The 23,811-nt window shown below is 44.4% G+C and carries 16 protein-coding genes; 7 read left to right on the forward strand and 9 right to left on the reverse strand.

The window, feature by feature from the left end:
• Positions 1-30: 30 nt before the first annotated feature.
• The 7 genes from F8N35_RS14440 (at position 31) to F8N35_RS14470 (ending at position 14,677) form a co-directional block, all read left to right on the forward strand.
• Entirely contained in the window at positions 31-2,304 is a 2,274-nt protein-coding gene (locus F8N35_RS14440; RefSeq protein WP_293054593.1) for a GH92 family glycosyl hydrolase, read from the forward strand.
• Positions 2,305-2,350: 46 nt separating this feature from the next.
• The gene (locus tag F8N35_RS14445) at positions 2,351-3,802 is read left to right on the forward strand and encodes a glycoside hydrolase family 125 protein (RefSeq protein ID WP_293054527.1); all 1,452 of its coding nucleotides are present in this window, start codon (positions 2,351-2,353) and stop codon (positions 3,800-3,802) included.
• A 35-nt stretch (positions 3,803-3,837) separates the two neighbouring features.
• Positions 3,838-6,096, forward strand: a complete 2,259-nt coding sequence (locus F8N35_RS14450; protein WP_293054530.1) for a GH92 family glycosyl hydrolase — start codon at positions 3,838-3,840, stop codon at positions 6,094-6,096.
• A 94-nt stretch (positions 6,097-6,190) separates the two neighbouring features.
• Positions 6,191-8,809, forward strand: coding sequence for a glycoside hydrolase family 2 TIM barrel-domain containing protein (locus F8N35_RS14455; RefSeq protein WP_293054533.1), 2,619 nt, complete (start codon positions 6,191-6,193; stop codon positions 8,807-8,809).
• Positions 8,810-8,916: 107 nt separating this feature from the next.
• Positions 8,917-11,076 carry a glycoside hydrolase family 3 N-terminal domain-containing protein gene (locus tag F8N35_RS14460; RefSeq protein ID WP_293054536.1) on the forward strand — a complete coding sequence of 720 codons (2,160 nt, stop codon included), beginning with the start codon at positions 8,917-8,919 and terminating at the stop codon, positions 11,074-11,076.
• A 54-nt stretch (positions 11,077-11,130) separates the two neighbouring features.
• Positions 11,131-12,333, forward strand: coding sequence for an ROK family transcriptional regulator (locus tag F8N35_RS14465; protein WP_293054538.1), 1,203 nt, complete (start codon positions 11,131-11,133; stop codon positions 12,331-12,333).
• Between the two features lie 139 nt (positions 12,334-12,472).
• Entirely contained in the window at positions 12,473-14,677 is a 2,205-nt protein-coding gene (locus tag F8N35_RS14470) for a family 20 glycosylhydrolase (protein WP_293054540.1), read from the forward strand.
• A 126-nt stretch (positions 14,678-14,803) separates the two neighbouring features.
• Here F8N35_RS14470 and F8N35_RS14475 read toward each other — a convergent pair whose 3' ends face one another.
• The 9 genes from F8N35_RS14475 to F8N35_RS14515 all read right to left on the reverse strand — a co-directional run bounded on the left by F8N35_RS14475 (position 14,804) and on the right by F8N35_RS14515 (position 23,646).
• Positions 14,804-15,868, reverse strand: coding sequence for an acyltransferase family protein (locus F8N35_RS14475; protein ID WP_293054542.1), 1,065 nt, complete (start codon positions 15,866-15,868; stop codon positions 14,804-14,806).
• A gap of 100 nt (positions 15,869-15,968) precedes the next feature.
• Positions 15,969-16,610: an NYN domain-containing protein gene (locus F8N35_RS14480; RefSeq protein ID WP_293054544.1), complete on the reverse strand. Its 642-nt coding sequence runs from the start codon at positions 16,608-16,610 to the stop codon at positions 15,969-15,971.
• Between the two features lie 240 nt (positions 16,611-16,850).
• The gene (locus tag F8N35_RS14485; RefSeq protein ID WP_293054545.1) at positions 16,851-18,926 is read right to left on the reverse strand and encodes a S9 family peptidase; all 2,076 of its coding nucleotides are present in this window, start codon (positions 18,924-18,926) and stop codon (positions 16,851-16,853) included.
• Between the two features lie 232 nt (positions 18,927-19,158).
• A complete protein-coding gene (locus F8N35_RS14490; protein ID WP_293054548.1) occupies positions 19,159-19,488 on the reverse strand; it encodes an RNA-binding protein in 330 nt (109 codons plus the stop codon).
• A gap of 302 nt (positions 19,489-19,790) precedes the next feature.
• The gene (locus F8N35_RS14495; RefSeq protein ID WP_293054551.1) at positions 19,791-20,423 is read right to left on the reverse strand and encodes a hemolysin III family protein; all 633 of its coding nucleotides are present in this window, start codon (positions 20,421-20,423) and stop codon (positions 19,791-19,793) included.
• Positions 20,424-20,536: 113 nt separating this feature from the next.
• The gene (locus F8N35_RS14500; protein ID WP_293054554.1) at positions 20,537-20,872 is read right to left on the reverse strand and encodes an RNA-binding protein; all 336 of its coding nucleotides are present in this window, start codon (positions 20,870-20,872) and stop codon (positions 20,537-20,539) included.
• Positions 20,873-20,982: 110 nt separating this feature from the next.
• Positions 20,983-21,414: a cold shock domain-containing protein gene (locus tag F8N35_RS14505; protein ID WP_293054595.1), complete on the reverse strand. Its 432-nt coding sequence runs from the start codon at positions 21,412-21,414 to the stop codon at positions 20,983-20,985.
• Between the two features lie 33 nt (positions 21,415-21,447).
• Positions 21,448-22,572, reverse strand: a complete 1,125-nt coding sequence (locus F8N35_RS14510) for a DEAD/DEAH box helicase (RefSeq protein WP_293054556.1) — start codon at positions 22,570-22,572, stop codon at positions 21,448-21,450.
• 384 nt (positions 22,573-22,956) lie between these two features.
• Positions 22,957-23,646 carry a hypothetical protein gene (locus F8N35_RS14515; RefSeq protein WP_293054559.1) on the reverse strand — a complete coding sequence of 230 codons (690 nt, stop codon included), beginning with the start codon at positions 23,644-23,646 and terminating at the stop codon, positions 22,957-22,959.
• Between the last annotated feature and the right edge of the window lie 165 nt (positions 23,647-23,811).

Here is a 23,811-nt window from a genome sequence, read left to right on the forward strand (position 1 = left end):
ATTATAAATGTGCAGTTTGATTATTTATTGATGAAGGTAATGAAGTTTAAAAATATATTTTTATTGCTTGTTTTAGCAGCAAGCAAACCACTGTTTTCGGCAAATCCTGCCGATAAGGTCAATCCGTTGATGGGAACCGAGTCGACCTATGCATTTTCATACGGAAATACTTACCCGGCTATTGCTTTGCCTTGGGGAATGAATTTCTGGAGTCCTCAAACCGGAGCCAATCGTGACGGATGGATGTATTCCTACGCACAAAAAACGATTTGTGGATTCCGGCAAACACATCAACCCAGTCCCTGGATTAACGATTATGGCACATTCTCGATCATGCCGGAAGTTGATGCTTTGGTTTACGCAGACAAAAAGAGAGGTGCAGCTTACACTCATGCGAACGAAACGGCAAAGCCTTACTATTACAGCGTGAAATTTGATAATGGAATTACTACCGAAATTGCTCCGACCGAACGTGCTGCTTCTCTTCGAGTTTCTTTTCCGGACAATGAGGCACAATACATTGTAATTGATGCCTATAATGGAGGCGGAAGTCTTACCATCGATCCTTCAGGGCGGAAGATTACCGGTTTTGTAAAAAACAACAGCGGTGGAGTCCCTTCCAACTTTGCAAATTATATTGTTATTGAATTCGATCAGCCAATTGCCGATTATGGACTCTATTATGGCGAAAAACAATATTCGAAGGCTCAGAGCGCGTCCGACGATCATCTGTATGCTTACCTGAAATTCGATACCAAAGGCAAAGCGCTCACTATCCGCACGGCGTCATCGTTTATCAGCAATGCACAAGCACAACTCAACCTCCAACGTGAAATCGGTACTACTTCATTTGATGGGGTAAAGAACCAAGCACAACAGACGTGGAATACTTTACTGAATAAGTTGGAAATCAGCGGAGCTACCACCGAACAGGAATCCACTTTCTATTCGTGTCTCTACCGCACCTTGCTTTTTCCTCGTAAGTTTTACGAACTGGATGCGCAGGGAAAAACGGTGCATTACAGCCCGTATGATGGTAAAATACACGATGGCTACATGTATACCGACAACGGTTTTTGGGATACTTTCCGTGCTGTTCATCCTCTATTTACACTGGTTTATCCACATATCAGTGCCGAAATTACGTCAGCTCTTATCAATGCCTATCGAGAAGGTGGCTGGCTGCCCGAGTGGGCCAGTCCGGGTCACCGCGAATGCATGGTGGGCAATAATTCCGTTTCGCTGCTTACCGATGCCTGGATGAAGGGTATTCGTTCGTTCGATCCGAAAGAGGCATTGCAGGCGATGACTCATACAGCCAACAATCAGGGTCCGATCTCCACGGTGGGGCGCAATGGATTCAAAGAGTACAATGAACTGGGTTATGTGCCTTATCCCGAATATCACGAGGCTTCGGCCCGTACCTTGGAGTATGCTTACGACGATTGGTGCATCTATCAGTTGGCAAAAGCAACCGGCGACAAACCGACTGCTGATATCTATGCCAAACGTGCCTTGAATTACCGCAATGTTTTCGACAAGGAGGCTGGTTTTATGAATGGACGCAATGCCAGGGGCGAATGGCGTCGTCCTTTCGATGCTACGGAGTGGGGCGGTCCTTTTACCGAAGGTTCGGCATGGCACTACAACTGGAGCGCGATGCACGATCCGGAAGGTTTGTCGCAATTGATGGGAGGACATGAAAAAATGGCTTTTCTGCTCGATTCAATGTTTCAGGCTCCGAATACGTTCAAAGTGGGTACCTACGGTTTTGTGATTCACGAAATGGCAGAGATGGCCGCGCTCAATATGGGGCAGTACGGTCATGGCAACGAACCGATTCACCATGCGGTTTATCTTTTTGACTATCTGAATAAACCCTGGCGGGCTCAATACCACCTTCGCAATGTGATGGACAAACTCTACAATTCAGGTTCGAAGGGCTATTGTGGTGATGAGGACAACGGACAGATGTCGGCATGGTATGTCTTTTCTGCACTTGGCTTTTATCCGGTTTGTCCCGGAACCAACGAATATGCGCTGGGCAGTCCATTGTTCAAAAAGGCCACTATCACACTCGAAAATGGGAAACGATTTGTTATTGATGCCTCTAATAATAGTCAGGAGAATGTCTACATTCAGAATGCGACGTTGAATGGAAAGAATTTCACGAAAAACTATCTGACATTCGATCAGATACGTGACGGAGGAACTTTCAAACTGCAAATGAGTGACACTCCCAATACAAAGCGGGGAACTTTAGAATCTGACATACCTTCGTCATTGACAAAGCATCAGAAATAACTATCAAATTACTTTTACCATATACCTAATCCCTTATACCTAATTTATGAGTTCACGCAGAGATTTTTTACGTTCGGGAGGCCTTGCATTGGCAGGTTTGGCTATGAGCCGTTCCCTTTTTGCCGGAACAATGTCATCAAAAGATGCTGCCGGACTAACCTATGTGAGCAAACGTCCGGAGCTTGCTAAACGTAACTTTACCTCCAAAGCCGTGGAAGAGGAGATTGCGAAGATAAAACCTCAGATCAAAAATCCGAAACTGGCATGGATGTTCGAGAATTGCTATCCCAACACGCTCGATACAACGGTGGAATTTGCCATGAAAAACGGCAAACCCGATACTTTTGTCATCACCGGCGATATTCATGCCATGTGGTTGCGCGACTCGTCGGCACAGGTATTTCCTTATTTGCCACTGGCATCCAAAGACAGCCAACTGAGCCTGATGATTGAAGGAATTATCCGTCGTCAGAGCTTTTGCATCAACCTTGATCCGTATGCCAATGCCTTCAATAAAGAGGCAACCGGCAGCGAATGGGACAAAGACCATACCAAGATGATTCCCGAATTGCACGAGCGCAAGTGGGAAATCGATTCACTTTGCTATACCGTTCGTCTGGCATATTATTACTGGAAACAGACCGGCAATACGGCTATGTTTGATACCGACTGGCGCAATGCCGTTAAACGCATCTACGAAACATTTGTAGAACAACAGCGTAAAAACGGAACGATGGATACGCCCTACTCGTTTACCCGCGACACCGATAAACAGAGCGATACGGTACTCAACAAAGGCTTCGGCAGTCCGATAAAACCGGTCGGGCTGATTTGCTCTTCCTTCCGTCCGTCGGACGACTCAACGCTCTTTAGTTTCCTGATTCCGTCCAACCTGTTTGCCGTTGAATCGTTGAATCAGTTGGCCGAAATTTCGACAAAAGTAACCGGTGATCTGACCTTTGCAGCCAAATGTTCGGCACTTGCAAAAGAAGTGCTGGCGGCAGTCGATAAATATGGAGTTGCCACTCATCCAAAATACGGAAAAGTGTATGCTTACGAGGTGGATGGTTTTGGCGGTCATGTATTTATGGATGATGCCAATGTGCCTAACCTGCTCGGCTTACCTTACCTTTGTTCATTTATAAAGGTTACCAATCCTGTTTATCAGAATACACGCCGTTTGGTGTTGAGCAGCGACAATCCCTATTTCTTCTCGGGAAAAGCAGCTGCTGGTATTGGGGGGCCGCACGTGGGTCTTGATTGGATCTGGCCGATGAGTTTTATCATGCAGGCGCTGACTTCGACCAACGAACAGGAGATAGGAAAGTGTCTGAAAACGTTGGTGGCAACTGATGCCGATACCGGATTTATGCACGAAACTTTCCATAAAGACGATGCCTCCAGGTTTACGCGTCCGTGGTTTGCATGGGCCAATACCTTGTTTGGTGAGCTGATTATCAAAGTCGCGAAAGATCACAAGGCTCTTTTGTCAGCTTGAATAATACTTTGACTGAATTAAAACACAATAAACACATGATGATGAAAAAGAGTTTGCTATTTATTACGATTCTGCTGTTTGCAGCATTGCAGAGCGGAAAGGCGCAAACAAGGGATGTTGCGCGGTATGTTGATCCTTATATTGGTACAGGCGATCACGGCCATGTATTTTTGGGTGCCCATGTGCCGTTTGGGGCGGTACAGGTAGGTCCGACTAATTATGTGAAAGGTTGGGACTGGTGTTCCGGTTATCACTATTCCGACAGCATCCTGACCGGATTCTCGCAGTTGCACCTGAATGGAACAGGTATCGGCGATTTGGGGGATATTCTGGTGATGCCTTATACAGGCCAGGTACAGTTTGCTCCGGGCACAGAGAAAGCTCCATTGTCAGGTTGGGCAACCAAATATACACACAAAGATGAGATCGCAAAGCCCGGTTATTTTTCGGTAAATCTTCGGCAATATCTGATTAATGCTGAAATGTCGGCAACCGAACGTGTCGCTTTTCATAAATATACTTTCCCGCAGTCGGCTGAGGCTCATATCGGTATTAATCTGGCAATGGGCATTGGCTGGGACAAACCGGTGAAGACGTTCATCAAAAAAGTAGACGCTTCTACATATACAGGTTATCGATTCTCAACCGGATGGTCGAAAGATCAACGCCTCTATTTTGCAATCAAACTGTCGCGCCCAGCCGATGCTGCGTTATTGTTCGACGGTATGAATGCTAAAACAGGTGACGTTTTGGAAGGTGACTCTGCAGCTTTGGTTATTAACTACCGAACGGACGAAGGGGAAGTGATTATGATGAAAATCGGTGTTTCTCCTGTGAGCGAAGAGAATGCTTTAGCAAACATTGCGGCTGAAGCCCCAGCCTGGAATTTCAAACAGGTAGTGGATAATGCTTATTCCAAATGGAACAAGGAATTGGGACGCGTGAGCGTTGAAACGAAAGACGAACACCAGCTCCGTACTTTTTATACAGCATTGTATCATACGTTTACGTCTCCAATTTTGTTTAATGACCATAATAGAGATTATCGGGGAACCGACAAAGAAGTGTACAAGAATCCGGGATTCAACAACTATACTGTATTCTCTCTTTGGGATACCTATCGTGCTTGTCAGCCGATGTATACTTTGATTCAGCCCGGCCGGGTTTCAGATATGGTGAAATCGCTGCTGGCCATTTACAAACAACAGGGTAAATTACCAATCTGGCCGTTGATGGGTTCCGAGACCGACTGTATGGTTGGTTATCCGGCAGTTCCGGTTGTTGCTGATGCTATTTTTAAGGGATTCAAAGGTATTGATCCGCAGTTGGCGCTGGAAGCAATGAAAGCTTCGTCTATGCGCGACGATTACGGGATGAACTATATTAAAGCCAAAGGTTATATTCCTGCCGATAAAGAAAAAGAATCAGTTTCCAAGGCACTGGAATATGCTCTTTCCGACTGGGCAATTGCTCAATTGGCTCAAAAACTCGGAAAGCAAAGCGATTATGAGTATTATGCAAAACGGGCAAAAGCTTATACCGAATACTTTGATCCGAAAACAGGTTTTATGCGTCCGAAACTGGATAATGGAAAATTCCGCGAACCTCTCGATCCGTTCAAATCGATTCACGAATGGGGCGATTATACTGAAGGAAATGCATGGCAGTACACCTGGTTGGTTCCGCAGGATGTGGAAGGCCTGATTTCTCTTTTCGGAGGAGAGAAACCGTTCGTGCAAAAGTTGGATAGCCTGTTTATCGTGCAGGGCGATATGGGGGATAATGCCTCTCCCGATATTTCGGGGCTAATTGGCCAGTATGCTCACGGTAACGAACCGAGTCACCACATCACTTATTTGTACGCTTTTGCAGGTCAACAGTGGAAAACCGCCGAAAAGGTAAATTATATACTGAATAACGAATATCACGATCAGCCAGCCGGTTTGAGCGGAAACGAAGACTGTGGCCAGATGTCGGCCTGGTATATTCTTTCGTCACTCGGCTTTTATCAGGTAAATCCTGCCAGCGGATGTTTCGTTTTCGGCTCTCCGTTGTTCGACAAAGCATCGTTTGTTTTGCCTGCCGGGAAAAAATTTGCTATCAATGTTCGTAAGCCAGGCGCTACCAATATTTATATTCAGTCGGTAAAACTCAATGGCAAACCCTATAGTCGGTCGTTTATCACTTATAAAGAAATTATGGCTGGCGGAACTCTGGAGTTTGTAATGGGAGACCAACCAAATAAGAATTTTGGTGCAAAACCGGAAGATCGTCCGCAATCGAAAGTATATTAATTTTTAAGCATGCGGAATACCCTGAATGTACGAATCCTTCGAGTATATCTGTACAATCAGCGTATTTCGTGTGCATTGATTTTATTTAAAACCTATGAAGCAATTAATTTCACTTTTTCTGCTTGCTTTTTTCTTCGTAACAGCTTTTGCTCATGAGCAGTACGAACTGAAAAGTGGCTGGAAATGTCAAAATATGAAGCAAGTGTCGGTGACGGGCGAACAGCTCAGTCTGTCGGGCTATGCGTTGAACGACTGGCAGCCGGCTACCGTGCCGGGTACCGTACTCACCACTATGCTTAACAACAAGCAGGTGCCCGATCCGTTCTTTGGTATGAACAACAACAAAATCAAGGATATCTATTATACCGGACGTGATTATTACACCTATTGGTTTGTGAAAGAGTTCAAAGAGATGCCTGCTGCCGGCAGTGATCAGGTTTACCTCAATCTGCGCGGTGTCAATTACGCCTGCGATATTTTTCTGAACGGTAAACGGGTGAACAAAGAACGTCACTTCGGGATGGAACTGCGCCAGTCGTACAACATCACTTCATTGTTGGCAAAAGACGGCAACAACCGTTTGGCAGTCATCGTATTTCCTCCCGATCCGGTGGGCAATCCCAACGGAGGCCAGGGTGGTGACGGTCGCATTGCCAAAAATTTGACTCATCAGTACACCGCTGGTTGGGACTGGATTCAGCCTATCCGCGACCGCAATACCGGTATCTGGGACAAGGTGACAATAGAAAAAACACACGGCCTGGTATTGCGCAATCCGCACATTATTACATTGGTGCCGGGTAAACGCGATCCGGAAGCAAAATCACAGGAACCGGCTATTATCAAGGCAACTGTTGAAGTGGAAAATCCGCAGGCAAAAGCCATCCGCGGAACTGTGGAATATACCATCGATGGTCAGACTGTGAAACAATCGGCTGTGTTGGCAGCAAACGGAACCACCGAAGTGAAACTTGCTGATTTTACGCTGAAAAATCCGAAACTTTGGTGGCCTAACATGTATGGAGCTCATCCGTTGTACGATCTGAAATTTCGCTTTGTAACTGCTGATGGAAAAGTATTGGACGATACTGAAGTGAAAGTCGGAGTGCGTGAAATTACCCCTGTATGGAACGACCATACCCGTAGCATGCAGTTTGAGGTTAACGGTCAGAAAATATTCATCAAAGGCGGTAACTGGATTATTTCCGACGAAATGCTTCGATTCTCTCCTGAGCGTTACGATGCCGAAATCCGATTTCATCGCGATATGAACCTCAACCTGATTCGTATTTGGGGTGGTGCTATTATCGAACGTCCTGAATTTTATGCAGCTTGCGACAAATACGGAATGCTGGTATTCCAGGACTTCTGGTTCTCGGGCGACTGCAACGGTCGCTGGGTAGACCCCATGAAGAGTGAAGACCAGTGGACACGCCGCAAATATCCTGACGATCACGCGTTGTCGCTTAAATCGATGGCCGACATGGTGAAGATGATCCGTAATCACGCCTCATTGGCTATCTGGTGCGGTGGTAACGAAATCCCGCCTCCGGCAGATATTTTGCTGCCGTTGCAGGATTCTATCCTCCCGAAACTGGACGGCACCCGTTATTTCTTCCCCTATTCCAACAGCGATAAGATGTCGTACAACTCGATAGGAGGAAACGGCGATGGCCCTTATACCATCCAGGATCCGAAAACTTTCTGGAGTTACCGCACTTTCCCGTTCAATTCTGAAGTGGGTTCGGTAGGGACTGGTGATGCCGAATCTCTCGAACGTTTTCTTCCGAAAGAAAATCAGGCAGTTCCCGATTATGCGAATAACAAAATCGATTCGGTTTGGGATTACCACAAAGATATTGGTTATGGTAACTGGATTTCGCTGTATGGCAATCCAAAGAATATTAAAGAGTTTGGTGATATTGCGCAGTTGGTAAACTATGATCAGTACCGTGCATTGGCCGAAGGCTTCAGCGCTCACAGTTGGGACTGGTACACCGGTTTCATTATCTGGAAAACGCAAAATCCGTGGACAGCGCTTCGTGGACAGATGTACGATTATTATCTCGATGTAAATGCTTGTCTGTATGGACTTCGAAACGGTAGTGAACCATTACATGTGATGTGCAATCCGGTAGATGGCATGGTGATGATTGTGAATAACACTTTCCATCCCTACCACGATGTGATGTTGAAAATCTCTTATTTTGACCTAGATGGCAAAGAAACTCCGGAAACCAATCTGATGCTGGAACTTAGTCCGACTACAGTGCAGCCATACTTGTCCATCAAACCAAACATGGATAAACTGAGAGCCGAAAAGGGTGTTTTTGTGAAACTACAAATCGTAGATGCAAAACAGGCTATTTTGAGTGAAAATATCTACTGGTTACCCGATGCTAACGGAAATTATAGCGGTTTGCAGCAGATGAAAAAAGCAGACCTGTCTGTCTCTGCTCATCGTGTGTCGGGCAATACCATTGAAGTGAAGATGGAGAATCCGGCAGGCAATCCGCTGGCTTTCTTCAATCGCATTTCCTTAGTCGATCCGTCTACGGGCAAACGCTTGATGCCGGTATTCTATGACGACAATTATGTAACCGTACTTCCCGGAACTTCCAAAACTATTCGTCTTGAGTACAACGGAACCGAAAAGGGTAAAGTGACGGTTGAAGGTTGGAATGTGCAGAAACAAACCATATCGGTACAATAATTCAATAAACGATTACGAGATCCGAAGAAAATAAAACATTAAGGAGTTAAGATGCATTGAGTTTCGACTTAAAGCTCTTAATTCCTTAATGGTAAAAAACAAACAATATGATGAAAATAAATAAGCGGTTTTCCTTTATTCTATTGATAATCTGTTTCGTGCAGACAGGCTTTGCTCAGACTAAATTCCCATTTCGCGACACATCGTTGCCGTATGATCAGCGCGTCAAAAACTTGCTTCAAACACTTACGCTGGAAGAGAAAATTTCGTTACTCGGTTATGTCTCTCCGGGTATTGACCGACTGCAAATACCGGCCTATAACTGGTGGAACGAGGCTTTGCATGGATTGGCACGTAGTGGCGAGGCAACCGTTTTTCCGCAGGCTATCGGCATGGCAGCTTCGTTCAATACGCCCTTGCTCAATCAGGTGGCTTCTGCAATCTCCACCGAAGGCCGTGCTAAATACAACGTTGCCATTGCCATGAATCGTCATAATCAATACATGGGATTAAATTTCTGGACTCCCAATATCAATATTTTTCGTGATCCGCGTTGGGGACGTGGACAGGAAACCTATGGGGAAGACCCATTTCTGACTGCCAATATGGGAGTTGCTTTCATCAAGGGGCTGCAAGGTGACGATCCTCATTTCCTGAAAACAGCGGCTTGTGCCAAACACTTTGCTGCTCACAGTGGTCCAGAGGCTTTACGTCATAGTTTCAATGCAGTGGTCGATGAAAAGGATTTGCGGGAAACGTATCTATATGCTTTCAAAAAACTGATCGATGCAGGAGTTGAGTCGGTGATGTGTGGTTATAACCGGCTGAACGGAGAGCCATGTTGTACCGGCAATACACTGCTTCAGGATATTTTGCGGAAAGAGTGGAAATTTGACCGTCAGGTGGTAACCGACTGCTGGGCTCTTGACGATATTTGGGCTCGTCATAAAACCATTCCGACACGGGTAGAGGTAGCCGCTGCTGCCGTGCGTGCCGGAGTTAACATGGACTGTGCCAATATTTTGCAGGAGGATGTGATGAAAGCCATCAATCAGAAGCTGTTGACTCCGGCTTCGGTAGATAGCGCTTTGTACAATACGCTTAAAACACAGATGAAGCTCGGATTGCTTGATTCGAGCCCGTTCAACAAATACGCCTCTTATGGCCAGGATAGCATCAATAATGTAGCGCACATTGCGCTAGCCCGTAAAGCGGCCACGCAGACGATGGTGCTGCTGAAAAATAACGGAGTGCTTCCTATTGCAAAAGAGAAATATGCATCGATGCTGGTTACCGGTGTTAATAGTGCTTCTGTTGAAGCTTTGGTCGGAAATTATCATGGGATAAATGGGAATTTGGTTACCTTTACAGAAGGAATCGCCAAGGCTGCCGGACCGGGCTGTGCCGTGCAGTACGATCAGGGTTGCGATAATGCCGATACACTTCATTTCGGAGGTATCTGGACTTCGCAATGCTGCGATTTGACCGTAGCTGTCATTGGCTTGTCGCCATTGCTCGAAGGGGAAGAAGGTGATGCGTTTTTGTCGCAAACCAATGGAGATAAAACAACCTTGAGTTTGCCCGAAGCTCAGATTTTGTTTATGAAGAAGCTTCGTGCGGCTCATAACAAACCAATCATTGCAGTGGTCACATCCGGTAGTGCTGTAGATGTGACTGCTATCGAACCTTATTGTGATGCTATTATTCTTGCCTGGTATCCGGGCGAACAAGGTGGTAATGCGCTTGCCGATATCTTGTTTGGCAAAGTTTCTCCTTCCGGACGTTTGCCGCTTACTTTTTATAAATCAGTAAACGATCTGCCCGATTTTACCAGTTATGCCATGCAGGGTCGCACTTATCGTTATTTCAAGGGAACTCCTGCTTATCCGTTCGGTTACGGATTGAGTTATACGAAGTTTGATTACGAATGGGCTCAACAGCCCAAAGAAAAATATACGGTTAAAGATTCGATTCAGTTTTCCGTAACGGTAAAGAACGTTGGTAACTACACTTCAGATGAAGTGTTACAGGCCTATATCGAATATCCGGGCGTGGAACGGATGCCGCTGAAAGAGTTGAAAGCCTTCAAAAAACAGACGGTGGAAAAGGGTGGAAGCTCAACATTTACCCTGTCGATTCCTGTTGCAGACCTGCAGAAATGGGATCTGAAAACCCATAAATGGAAGATTTACAACGGACAGTATTCGCTCTGCATTGGTAAAAATTCGGCAGAATACCTCCTGAAAAAAGTGTTTGTAATAAAATAGGATAATTGCCTCATTATCTCTAATTTTGAAATCTTAAATTCGAAATAGAATACTATGTCAAAAAGTTTTCTGACAGATCTGGAATCGTCCAGCAAAAATGCGCTTAACAAGAAGGCTATCATCAACACCTTTATCGATCAGGGTGATCTTCCTATTGCTGAAATCGCAAAAGAGATGGATATGAGTGTGCCTACCATTACCAAATTGTTGGGTGAATTGCAGGACGAGGGTTTTGTGGTGGATTCCGGTAAACAGGAGACCAATGGAGGTCGTCGTCCGAGTGTTTACGGACTGAACCCTGAAGCTTGCTATTTTGTGGGAGTGGATATTCGTCGTTTTCGGGTGAATGTGGCGCTGACAAATTTCAAGGGAGAGGTTATCAAAGTGAAGCACGATATTCCTTTCTTACTCGAAAATACACCGGCAAGCCTTGATCAGCTTTGTGTGATTATCCAGAATTTTATCTCCAAAGTAGGTGTGCCGAAAGAGAAGATAAAAAATGTGGCGATCAATATTTCGGGTCGTGTCAATTCTGAGTCGGGCTATAGCTACAGTTTTTTCTATTTCGACGAAACTCCGATGTCTCAAAAAATAGAGGAACGCATCGGTTGTCCGGTAAGCGTTGACAACGACTCACGCGCGATGGCCTATGGCGAGTATATGTGTGCAACCAACGGTGAGAAAAATCTTCTGTTCGTCAATGTCAGCTGGGGTCTTGGGCTGGGTATGATTCTGAACGGACAACTTTATTACGGCCGTTCGGGTTTCTCCGGCGAATTTGGACACTTCCATGCGGCCGATAACGAAGTTCTTTGCCATTGCGGGAAAAAAGGATGTCTTGAAACCGAAGCTTCGGGGCAGGCTATCTACCGGATGATAAAGGAGAAGATCGAAAACGGCAGTACTACCAGTCTGGAGGAAAAATTCAGACAGAATAGTGTTACTATGGAAGATATTGTGGCAGCCACTCTTCACGACGACGTATTGGCCATAGAAATGGTGGAATACGTGGCTTCAACGCTGGGCAAACACATTGCAGGTCTGATCAATATTTTCAATCCCGAACTGGTCGTGATTGGAGGCGGACTTTCTATGGTTGGCGATTACCTGCTGTTGCCTCTTCGGTCAGCCATTCGGAAATATTCGCTCAATCTGGTGAATAAAGATACCGTGGTGCGGCTTACCAAACTTGGCGACGATGTAGGCGTTATGGGGGCCTGCATGTTGGCGCGCAGCAAAATGCTGAACCATATTTGATGGATTGAAGTAGTTGGAGTCCAACATTCAACTTTGAATTTGAATTTTATAACTATATAACCTGATTAAATTGTTGATGATGAAAAACTTGAAATTGCTGGGGTTGATAATCAGTGTGCTATTTTTTTCAACTCATTGTATGGCGGGAGAATCTAACATTGCCATTATCCCGAAACCAAATCAGATTACCGTGAATGACGGTGACTTCGTTTTTAAAAGCGGGATGACAATACAGGCTCCGCCCGATTGCAGAGGAAAAAACCTGTTGGTAAAAAAACTGGCTTCTGCAGCCGGGATCACGTTGCAAAATAATAAAGCCGGACAAAAAGCTGCTATCGTATTTGCTTTGGTAAAAAGCAGCGAACTCGGACAAGAAGGCTATCGTTTGGTAGTGGAAAAGAATAAAATCAGTATTGAGGCCGCTACTCAAAACGGGTTGTACTATGGCGCTCAATCGTTGCTGCAACTGTTGCCTCCGCAAGTGGAAAGCAAAACAAAAACAGCTGCCGCCTGGAAGGTGCCTTGTGTTTTAATTACAGATGTGCCCCGTTTCTCGTATCGCGGTGTGCTGCTCGACTGCTGCCGTCATTTCAGTACGATCGACGAAATAAAGAAAATGCTCGATATGTTTGCCATGTACAAAATCAATAAGTTTCACTGGCACTTCACCGAAGACCAGGCATGGCGTATCGAAATCAAACGTTATCCGAAGCTGACTGAAATAGGATCCAACCGTATTGATGACGGTAAACCTTACGGTGGTTTCTATACACAGGAACAGATCAAAGATGTTATCAAATACGCTGCTGCTCGCAACATCGAGATTATTCCTGAGATTGAAATGCCGGGTCATGCTCTTGCTGCTCTTGCTGCTTATCCGGAGCTCTCCTGCACCGGCGGTCCTTTCGAGCCTCGTACCATCTGGGGCGTAGAAGACGATGTGTTCTGTGTCGGTAATGAAGATACCTATAAATTCTTTTGCAATGTCCTTGACGAAGTTTGCGCATTATTCCCTTCTAAATATGTCCATATTGGTGGTGACGAATGTCCGAAGGTGCGTTGGCATGAATGTCCAAAATGTCAGGCTTTAATGAAAAAAGAGGGTCTGAAAAACGAAATGGAACTGCAGAGCTATTTCACCAAGAAGATGGAAAAGTACCTTGCTACTAAAGGCAAACGTCTTTTCGGTTGGGACGAAATCCTCGAAGGTGGTGTTGCTCCGAGTGCAATGATTATGTCGTGGAGAGGTGAGCAGGGTGGTATCGATGCTGCCAATGCCGGTCATGATGTGGTGATGACTCCCACCGGATATGTTTATCTCGACCATTATCAGGGCGATTTGCTGTGCGAACAGTTGAAAATTGGTGGCTTTTCTACCTTACAGAACGTCTATGGTTACGATCCGATTCCAAAAGCCATTGCAGCTGATAAATCGCATCATGTGTTAGGCTTACAGGGAAATCTCTGGCAAGAGTATATGTATGAGCCTAACCAGATCGAGTTTCAGTTATTTCCACGAGTGCCTGCTATTGCCGAAGTGGGTTGGACGCAGAAAGCTAACAAAAATGTGGATGATTTTATCAAACGTCTTGATGATCAACAAGTGCGTTGGGACTATCACAACATCAACTATTACATTCCGATGCCGGAAGGTAATATGAACTACATTCAATTTAAGGATAAAGTGACTCTGCCGTTCACCAGTAACCGCCCGGTGAAAATGGTTTATACGCTTGACGGTTCTGAACCTACAGCCGCATCAGCCGTGTATAGCCAGCCGATTACTATCGATAAATCTTCTGTCGTAAAACTCAGGAGTGTGTTGCCTCAGGGCAAACTGAGTCCGGTGCGAACTATCCAACTAACCAAGGTTGAACCTTATAGAGGAGTTGAGAAAGTAGATGGTTTGCAAAAAGGAATGAAGATGCGTTTTGTAAAGGACGGCGATTTCAAAACGGTAGCACAACTGGCATCGGTGACCAACTGGAAAGATACCGTGGTAACCACTTTGAACGACTTTTTCAAACTAAAGAAAAAGGAACAGGCTGGTGGCGCTGCTATTTTTGAGGGTTACATCTATGTTGAAAAGGATGGTTCTTACATTCTCCATTGCCTCGGCGATCAATTTTTCTTAGGCGATAAGCTGTTGATCGCAAATCCGGGAATGAAGAAAAATGCTAAGACAGATATTACCGTCCCACTTACAGCAGGTTATTATCCTATCAAGGTGGTGCTGCTCAACAGAACCCTTGGTGGAGTTGTTTCCGAATGGGTCGATGCCCGTCCGACGGTTCGCCCGGTAGATAACACCAATCGCGAAAATCCGACTCCGGTTTACTATTAATCGGTTTCTCTTTATACAACAAAGCCGCAGGTAACTTGATCTGCGGCTTTGTTGTTTTAAAAAGAGGGCTCTTTGGGTCGTTATGTTACTCCTGAATTTTCCTTCATTTCTTGATGGTTATGGATGTTACCCCGAAATATATTTTCCGTAAGGAAGCTTATTGACCACAAAGATAATGGCCGACGAGATAACGAGGCAAACCAGAATGGTGACCGGAATGCCGATAAGGGGATTGAAAAGTTGCCAGTTGATGCCGTAATCTCCAAGCTGGAAGAAAATAAGCACATGCACCAAAAAGATGCCGTAGCTGTAGCGGCAAATAAAATCACGCACCTTTACCAACGGCCGGAAACGGATATCTTTGTCTTTCAATAGAAGAAACATACCCATGGAATAGAGTAAAATGTTGGGAGAAAGACATTCATAAAAGGTGGAGGCATACTCGTGTTGGACCCGCAAGATGAGGTAGGTGCCGGCGATGGTCGACAGTAATCCGGCAAACAGGAAGCTCAGAGCCAGTGTGTTTTGTTGCCTCCGGCTTTTGAAATTTTTCTTGTTGAGATAATAACCCAGCACCAGATAGCCGAGAAATCCGCTGAAATAACTCAACTCAATATCCGGTTTCAGTTTCTCAAGTATTGGTTGTCCGAAAACGATAGTGAAAGCCCATATCCCCAAAAAATAGAGTTGTTCTTTCTCCGTACTGTTGCGCACCCATTTCCCGATGATGGGAATAAAGAGATAGACACCGACAATCATGTAGATATACCAGAAGTGAAGCGAACTGCCGTCGCGGAACTGTACGAAAATCTCTCGTGCAATGGAGTAGGGCGTCAGTAGAACGCCTTCGTCGTGCATATCCCAAAGCGATTTGGCGATGTAGATGCAGCTCCAGAAGAGGAATGGAATCACCAATCGCATCAATCTCTTCTTTAGAAATACACCGATAGGATACTCTTTTGACAAAAGCAGTGCGCCCGACAACATCACGAAAACCGGCACGCTGAAACGCGACAGGCTGTCGAAAATATTACCAATCCAGAAGTTGTATTCTGAGATAGAACCGGACGATGGTTGGTAATCCGACGAAACGTGGATGCCGATCACCCCGATGGCGGCAATCACCCGAAGGTTGTCGTACCAAAGAGTTTTGTTTGCGGATTGTTGCGTAGAGATAAGTGAGCGTGACATCTTATTCGTCAGCTGATAGGATTGTATCGATTATAAAACGAAAATAGACAAATATATTTTGCCTATTTCTCAGAGCCTAAGGGTAAGATCCTTATGAAATTTATTTGTATGCTTTCCATGCAGCAGGAATTGTAATATCAAAATTGCTTTGTCCTAAATGTACAGTCTCAGGTAGAAGAGCATGTTTAAATCGAACTTCATATCGTTGCAGTTGCAGGATTGTTCCACTTCCACAAGTAGCAAGATTATTGGAATATTGATTAGGAGGAAAGTAAATAAATACTCTATGGTTGGCTTCTTTTGCTAGTTCTATTGCAGGAACCATATCACTATCTGCGGAAACAACGATAGAAACATCGCAGTTTTTTTGATAAGCATCAGCCACAATTTGAGTGGCTATTCTCACATCGGATTCTTTTTCTTCGTAGGTGTGTATAATATTATGGCATTTGAAACACTCAATTTCCTTTTTGAGGTATTTGCCTAAAATAAGTTTAAATTTGGGGTTTTCTTTGTTGGCTTGAAAAAAAGCATCTTGTCTTTTGCTTTTGCCAATATCTGTAGGTCTTGCAGAAAAGTATTTGACAGCAATGAGTTCTTGATTGGGACGCATAAAAGATTCGAACAGCTTTACGATGTCAAGCCAATAATACTTTTTCCACTTTGGAGATTTTAGTCCATAGTAGAAATTAAATCCATCGATATAAACAATGACTTTTTGTTTTTCTTGTTCTGTTCCCATATAAAAATAAACCCTCTGACAAGCAGAGGGTAAGCCTTAGTTTTTCCCACCTAAGGGCGATAATTCTTATGCAAAGGTATAATGTTTTTTGATGTTTTGCAAATAATTGAGAGAAAAATATGTCTCATTACTTAAAATTTCATTGGCGTATAGAATGTTTGTGCCGCGATATATATATAAAGTATTTTATATCTGCTGATTACAGGATAATTTAATCTGCTCGGTAGAATGAGAATGATGCTATTTCGTGTTGAATACCTGGTTTTTTACCAGTTTGTCCACGTCATACGGTGCCGGATCGCCACCCAGATATTTGTGGAACCAGTCGAGGTGCGCATCGTAGTAGAGCGGCATCGATTTTACTGTGTTAGGCCAGTGCCCGTCATTTTTCAGAATGATGAGGCGCGACGGGATATTCAGCGTTTGCAGGGTGGTGAAGTATTGCAGACTTTGGTTGTACGATACCCGGAAGTCAAGTTGGCCGGTGATAATCAGGGTCGGAGTAGCAAAGTTCTTCACGTATTCCGAGGGAGACCATTTCTTGTACAAGTTTGAATTCCAGGGTTGACCCTTCAGGTCGAAATTCGGGAACCAAACTTCTTCGGTTGTTCCCCACATCGATTCCAGATCGAACAAGCCCATCATTGAGGCCAGGCATTTGAATCGTTTGGTTTGTGCCTGAAACCAGTTCATCATGTAGCCGCCGTACGACCATCCCATGGCACCCATGCGGGTAGAGTCCACATACGAAAGATTTGCCAGTGCATCAGTTACTTTCATCAGGTCTATAAACGGTTTGCCACCCCAGTCGCCCGAGATGGAAGTGGTATATTCCTGTCCGTAACCGGTAGAACCGTGCGGGTTGGGGTAGGCCACCACGTAACCAGCGCCGGGATATACCTGCCAGTCGCCGCGGAATGAGTTCATCCACTGGCTTTGCGGACCGCCATGAACATTGAGGATCAACGGATATTTCTTGTTCGGATCGAAATTGTGTGGTTTCACGATAAACACTTCCAGTTTGCGACCGTCGGCTCCGGCTACCCAAAGTGTGTCGGACGGACGGATATCCACGGCGTTCTCCAACTCTTCGTTGAGGAAGGTAATCTGTGTGGTTTTGCCTTTGGCAAGGTTCTGGCGATAAAGAGCAACTGGTTTGCCGGTAGAACTGGCGGTATAGTAAATGTTGCCTTTGTTATCGAGATCAAAAGCAAAGGTAGCTTTGTCTCCGCTAACCGGAGTGATCTTTTTTGATGCAATGTCAATTTTGTAGATCGGTTGGTTGCCGGTTACGTCGCCCGCAAAATAGATAGACTTCGAGTCTGCACTCCATTTGAAATCGGTCACCCAGTTGTCGAATGCGTCGGTGATGATTTCGGAAGTGCCCGTTTGGCGGTTGTAGAGGGCCAGACGGAAACGATCCGATTCATGTCCCGGTACCAGTTGTTTGCGGTAAGCAATGTACTTGCCATCGGGCGAATAGATGGGCGAACCGTCCCAGGCTGTGTTTTCTTTCGTTATGTTTACCGCTTGTCCGCCTGTAACCGGAATTAAAAACATATCGGCATTGGTGTTGGCTTCGGGATGATCGGTGTGATTGGAAACGAAGCACAATTCTTTGCTGTCGGGAGAGAAATTAAAGCCGATGCCTCCGCCCAGCATAAAAATCGGAGAAACAAAATTGCCCGGAGTAAGGTCTGTGTATGTTTGTTTTGCAATATTATAGATGATGATGTGTGAGCATTTTCCTTCAGAGTAGGATGTCCAGTGGCGGAACAACAGGTGGTCGGCCAGATAAGCCTGAGTAGGACCGTTGGTAGCCAGCGAGTCGGCAATGGCATTTGCACGGCTGTCGGCACCACATTCGGGATATACGTCAGCCGTGAATGCGATCAGTTGGTTATCGGGCGACAAAACCGGTCCGCCAATGCCCATCGAAAAATCGGTAAGCTTTTCTGTTTTTGCGTCAGCAAACGAATAACGGTAAACCTGTGGTGTGCCGCTTTCGGAAGAGACGAAATAAAGATTCTTATTATCGCTACTCCAGAAAGGTTCGTTAGCTTTTCCGTTGGTAGTAATTGCAACCTTGTTGGTACCTTCGGTATTCATCACGTAAACGTTGGTAAATGTTTTTCCTTTGGGGAGATCGTAGCTTCTTTCTGCAAAAGCAATGCGATTTCCGTCGGGAGAAATTGACAGACTTTCCACACCTTTTATTTTATACAAATCGGCAATGGTGAAGGCTCTTTTTTGAGCGAATGCTGAGATGGCTACCATGCAAATCAGCAGAGTGAAAATTGAAATTAGTTTCTTCATATTTATCATAGGTAATTGTTGCTATCGAAAAACGATTGCAAAAGTACATATTTATGCTTAAATCAGTGAGTTTATAACGAATTTTTGAAATGAAGATTTTCTGATTACGCGATGGTGAATTAAGCTGCCCGGTTATTCTGAATATTTGATCGTGTTAGAATCTCTAGCGGATAATCAAAAAAAAATGCCTCTACAAAAAGTAAAGGCATTTCTCAATATCAATATCTTACGATTAATATCTTCTGGAACGGTCACCGTAACCACCTCCACGGTTACCACCACCGAAACCACCCTGACGACGTTCGCCGTAAGGACGTTCTTCGCGAGGACGTGCTTCTGAAACGGCAATAGGACGACCGTCAACTTCAGCACCATCCAATTTGCTGATAGCGACTTTAGCTGCATCGTTGTCCGGCATTTCAACAAAACCGAAACCTTTTGAACGGCCGGTCATTTTGTCTGTGATTACAGTTGCGGAAGTTACTTCGCCAAATTCGGTAAAAAGTTCTCCAAGTTCAGCGCTGTTTACGTTGAAGCTTAATTTTGCTACAAAAATGTTCATTTTGAAATTAGGATTAAATAAAATTTGATTTGTTATTGAAAAGAAAGGCAGAGAAAGAAACTCTATTAATAATCCTAATCTAAGATGAAGTGGATTGAATAGCGAATAAACCCGGACTTGTTGTTCAATGATGGTGCAAAGATACACATAATACGTTGAATTATTATGCAATAGAAGAAAATTATTTATCGTCTAAGATTTCTTTTAGATTAAATCACCAAAGCACCCTGTTTTACGGTGTTTCTTTAACTTTCTTTACATCAGATAATTAGTCTTGATATCGTTGGTCTTGTTGAATAATTTCAGATCGTCAGGATTGAAATGAAATGACAGGCGCTCCCGCCAAGCACAAACAAATGCCAAACGGCATGATTATACAAGGGTTTGCGGTTGGCATAGAAGATTGTCCCGATACTATAAAGAACTCCTCCGGCAATAAGCCACAGAAAGCCTTCGAGAGATAAAGCTTCATATACCGGTCGGATGAAAAAAACAATGATCCATCCCATTGCAAGGTAAATGTAGAGCGATAATTTGGGGTGTTTTTTCCACCACACCAGTTTGTATACAATTCCTAAGATCACAATACCCCAAATGACGGAGAGTAATACCCATTTGAGGGAACCTTGCAAACAGAGCAATATAAACGGAGTGTACGTTCCTGCTATCAGAAAATAGATGGAGATATGATCGAATAAGCGTAAAGTTGTTTTCAACTTTATCGGTTTTACCCAATGGTAGATTGTTGAAACACTATACATTTCGAACATGCAAAAGGCAAACGCCAGAATGCCGAAACGGGTTTCGGAGATCATGGCGGTACTTCGAAATAGCAGAAAAACCGCTATCACACTGAAAATAATGCCGAATGCATGAGTGATGCTATTGGCAATTTCAGCCTTTCGTGGAGGAAAAACATAGGTGGTGGAAGACATTGCGCAATTCAAATTATAGCGTTGAACTTCTCAATGATAGTTTTCGCTGCCTGTTAGCCAAAGCGAATAAAAACGGAAAAGAAACGGTTCGGGTTGATTAAACCCGAAGCCGCTTAATATCGTCTTTGGTTGTATCCACCATTGTATCCGCTATTGTGTCCGCCATTATAACCACCACGATTGCCATAACCTCGGTTATTTTGTTCGGTTTTGGGACGAGCAATACTCACACTAATGTTGTTGCCTTCAAATTCGGTTTCGTGTAAACTGTCAATGGCGCGTTGTCCGTGTATGTCATTTGGCATTTCCACAAACCCGCAGCCTTTGGGATATCCGGTTCTTCTGTCATACATAACCTTCGCCGAGGTTACGACTCCGTATTCTTCGAATAACTCTTCCAGGCTGTCGTTTGTTGTATCGTCACTTAAGTTTGAAACGTAAATATTCATCAGTATATAATTTGTTTTATAATTGGCTGATGGACCTTTATGCTGCTGAAGATTATCATCGCCATCAGGAATGTTACCCAGTGATTAACGGCTTGATGTGATGAAAAGTCTTATTTCGAAAGTTCAATTCGAACGGCATTCATGCCCTTTTGGCCTTTTTCCAGCTCAAAGGTAACAATATTTCCTTCAGAAATGTTTTCCGGAGCATTGCTGATATGAAAGAAATATTTGTTTACACTTCCCATGTCCTTGATAAATCCATACCCTTTGTCTGTGTTGAAATGCTCCACACGGCCTCTAAGTGGTTCTTTTTCAATATCCTCTTTTTTAAGGGTGGAAACAGCGATAGATTCGAGCTCTACTTCTGTTTTTTTATTGGGATCAGGGGGAGTGTCGGTAATCATGCCGAATTCGTCTACATAGGCAATCATATCCTCAAAGGATTTGCTACCTCCACTGGCTTTACGCTCTTCTTTGCGTTTCAGCTTGTCTTTTTTCTTCTGCTCTTTTTTCTTTTCTAATTCTTTTTTATTCACTGAAATTAATTTAGTGGTTATTGTTTATTTTGAGATTCTTTATGCCGGAACAGACCTTGTATTCAAAGTCTTGCCTGTTAGTTTTTGAATTTCACGGAGCATACTGCGTTCTTCTTCCGCGCAAAACGAAAGCGCTGTGCCACGGTTTCCTGCACGTCCGGTTCGTCCGATGCGGTGTACATACGTTTCGGCTACATCGGGCAGGTCATAGTTGATGACGATTTCCAGATTGGCAATGTCAATTCCCCGCGCAGCAATATCTGTAGCTACAATTACCTTGGTAGCGCCCGATTTGAAGTTGGTCAGCGCTCTTTGTCGCGCTCCCTGCGATTTATTGCCATGAATGGCCTCGCATCCAACACCTTTCTTTCCCAGAATACGGGCAATTTTATCGGCTCCATGCTTGGTTCTCGAAAAAATCAGAACCGATTTGTCCTGCGCTTTTTCAAGTAAAGAAACAAGCAATTCGCTTTTCTGGGGTTTTTCCACAAAATAGAGATGTTGCTCAATGGTATCAACAACTGATGAAACCGGTGCAACTTCCACACGTAGTGGTTTATTCAAGATCGTTTTAGACAGTTGAGCGATTGCCGGAGGCATGGTTGCCGAAAAAAACAGAGTCTGTTTCTGCTTGGGCAACAGGGGCAACAAACGCTTAATGTCGTGTATGAAGCCCATGTCGAGCATCCGATCAGCTTCGTCGAGCACAAAATGACGAATATGTTCAAGCTTGATATGCTTTTGTTGTATGAGATCGAGCAATCTTCCCGGTGTTGCCACCAGAATGTCGGTTCCGCGTGTTAATTGTTCTACCTGAGGACGTTGGTTTACTCCTCCGAATATAACCGTGTTGCGCAGTCCTGTATATTTGGCATAGTCGGTGAAACACTCGTCGATTTGTATTGCCAGCTCGCGTGTGGGTGTAAGCACCAGAGCCCTTATTGCACGCTTGTTTCCTTTGACTTGAGATTGGTTTAATTGCTGGATAATGGGGATCGCGAATGCCGCTGTCTTGCCTGTTCCTGTTTGTGCTATGCCCAGTAAGTCGCGGCCGTCGAGCGCTCCCGGTATAGCCTGTTCCTGAATGGGTGTCGGTTTTTCGTAATTTTTGTTTGCCAGAGCTTTCAATATCGGCTCTGAAATATTAAGTTCTTTAAATGTCATGAATTGTACGATGGCGTTTGAGCCGCCTTTGTTTTAATTAAATAATGCCAATAAGTTGTTTACAAGGGAGATGGCGCGGAATCGGTGTAAAAGCTTATTGTAGGCAAACATCTGTTTGCCGGTCTTTGTTTTTGTCGGGTAAAGCCGATGCAATTTTTACTTGCGTGACCGGTCTTTCGAAACAAGAAAGCTGATTTTGATGTCGATTTTGACGATGGTAGTTCCGTCAAAAGCTGACGGAGCAAAACATTGTAGAGAAGGATTCAATACTCACTTGATTGTTCTGGATGCAAAGGTACGGATTATATTTCACTTATTTGCAATAGAAAGGGAACCGTTACAATGTTTCCATCGCGGCGGTTCCCTTTCTGTAGCTTCGTCAACTTAATAAGCTGTCCGCATATCGTTGTGCTCGTTATACCACATTCCGTTGTATTGCGATTTTTCGACGCTGACTTCAAAGCTCAGACTTTTGTTCGGCTTGTATTTCAATCCCACTCCATAGGCATTTTGAGGCATAAAAGGAGCATAACCGTAGAATTTGTTAGTATTCGTGGAGGCGCTTACCTGTCCGAAAGCCTTTACAGCTACTTTCTCGGAGAGATCGTACTGCGCCCCAAAGCTGCAAGAGAAATCGGTAAATGGGGAGAGTTGCTTGTTGCCGAAAAAGTAATGTGCAATCACCGGCGTTACTTCGAAAGTCAGTTTGTTCATAGGGCGGAGCAGAAATGAGGTGCCGAACGATGTGATATTTTCGTATTTGAAATTATAGCTCGACTTGCCCAGCGCCACCGAAAATTGTTCGTTGATGAAAAAGGGTCCGCGTGAGAAAACCGGCTTTGGCAATTGCTGCGCTTTTAGCGATAAAGAGTCGTTCAGGTAAAACGAAGGCAAAGCTGTCGGAGCAGGAGCTATGACGCTGATTTTTTGCCGGGACAAAGAATCGACAACCGGCATCGTAATTGTCGGTTGGTTGATGCTGTTTTCTCCGGTATAAAGCTTTTCAGACGATTGCCCGAAAGCCAATGCGCCGAATAGTGACAGCGATAATATTATTGTTGTAATTCTCTTCATGCCGGCAAAAATTACGTTGTGAGTTTTAATGCGACAAACTTACGAAAAAAACAAACCGTCGGTAATTTCAGTAGTAAATATTATCCTCAATTAACAAGATTTCAGGGGATATTTCGACTTGAGGAAATAAATTAATCGTTATTCAGAAACGGTGGATATTACTAG

The organism is Paludibacter sp., assembly GCF_009712605.1.
Lineage (GTDB): Bacteria > Bacteroidota > Bacteroidia > Bacteroidales > Paludibacteraceae > Microbacter.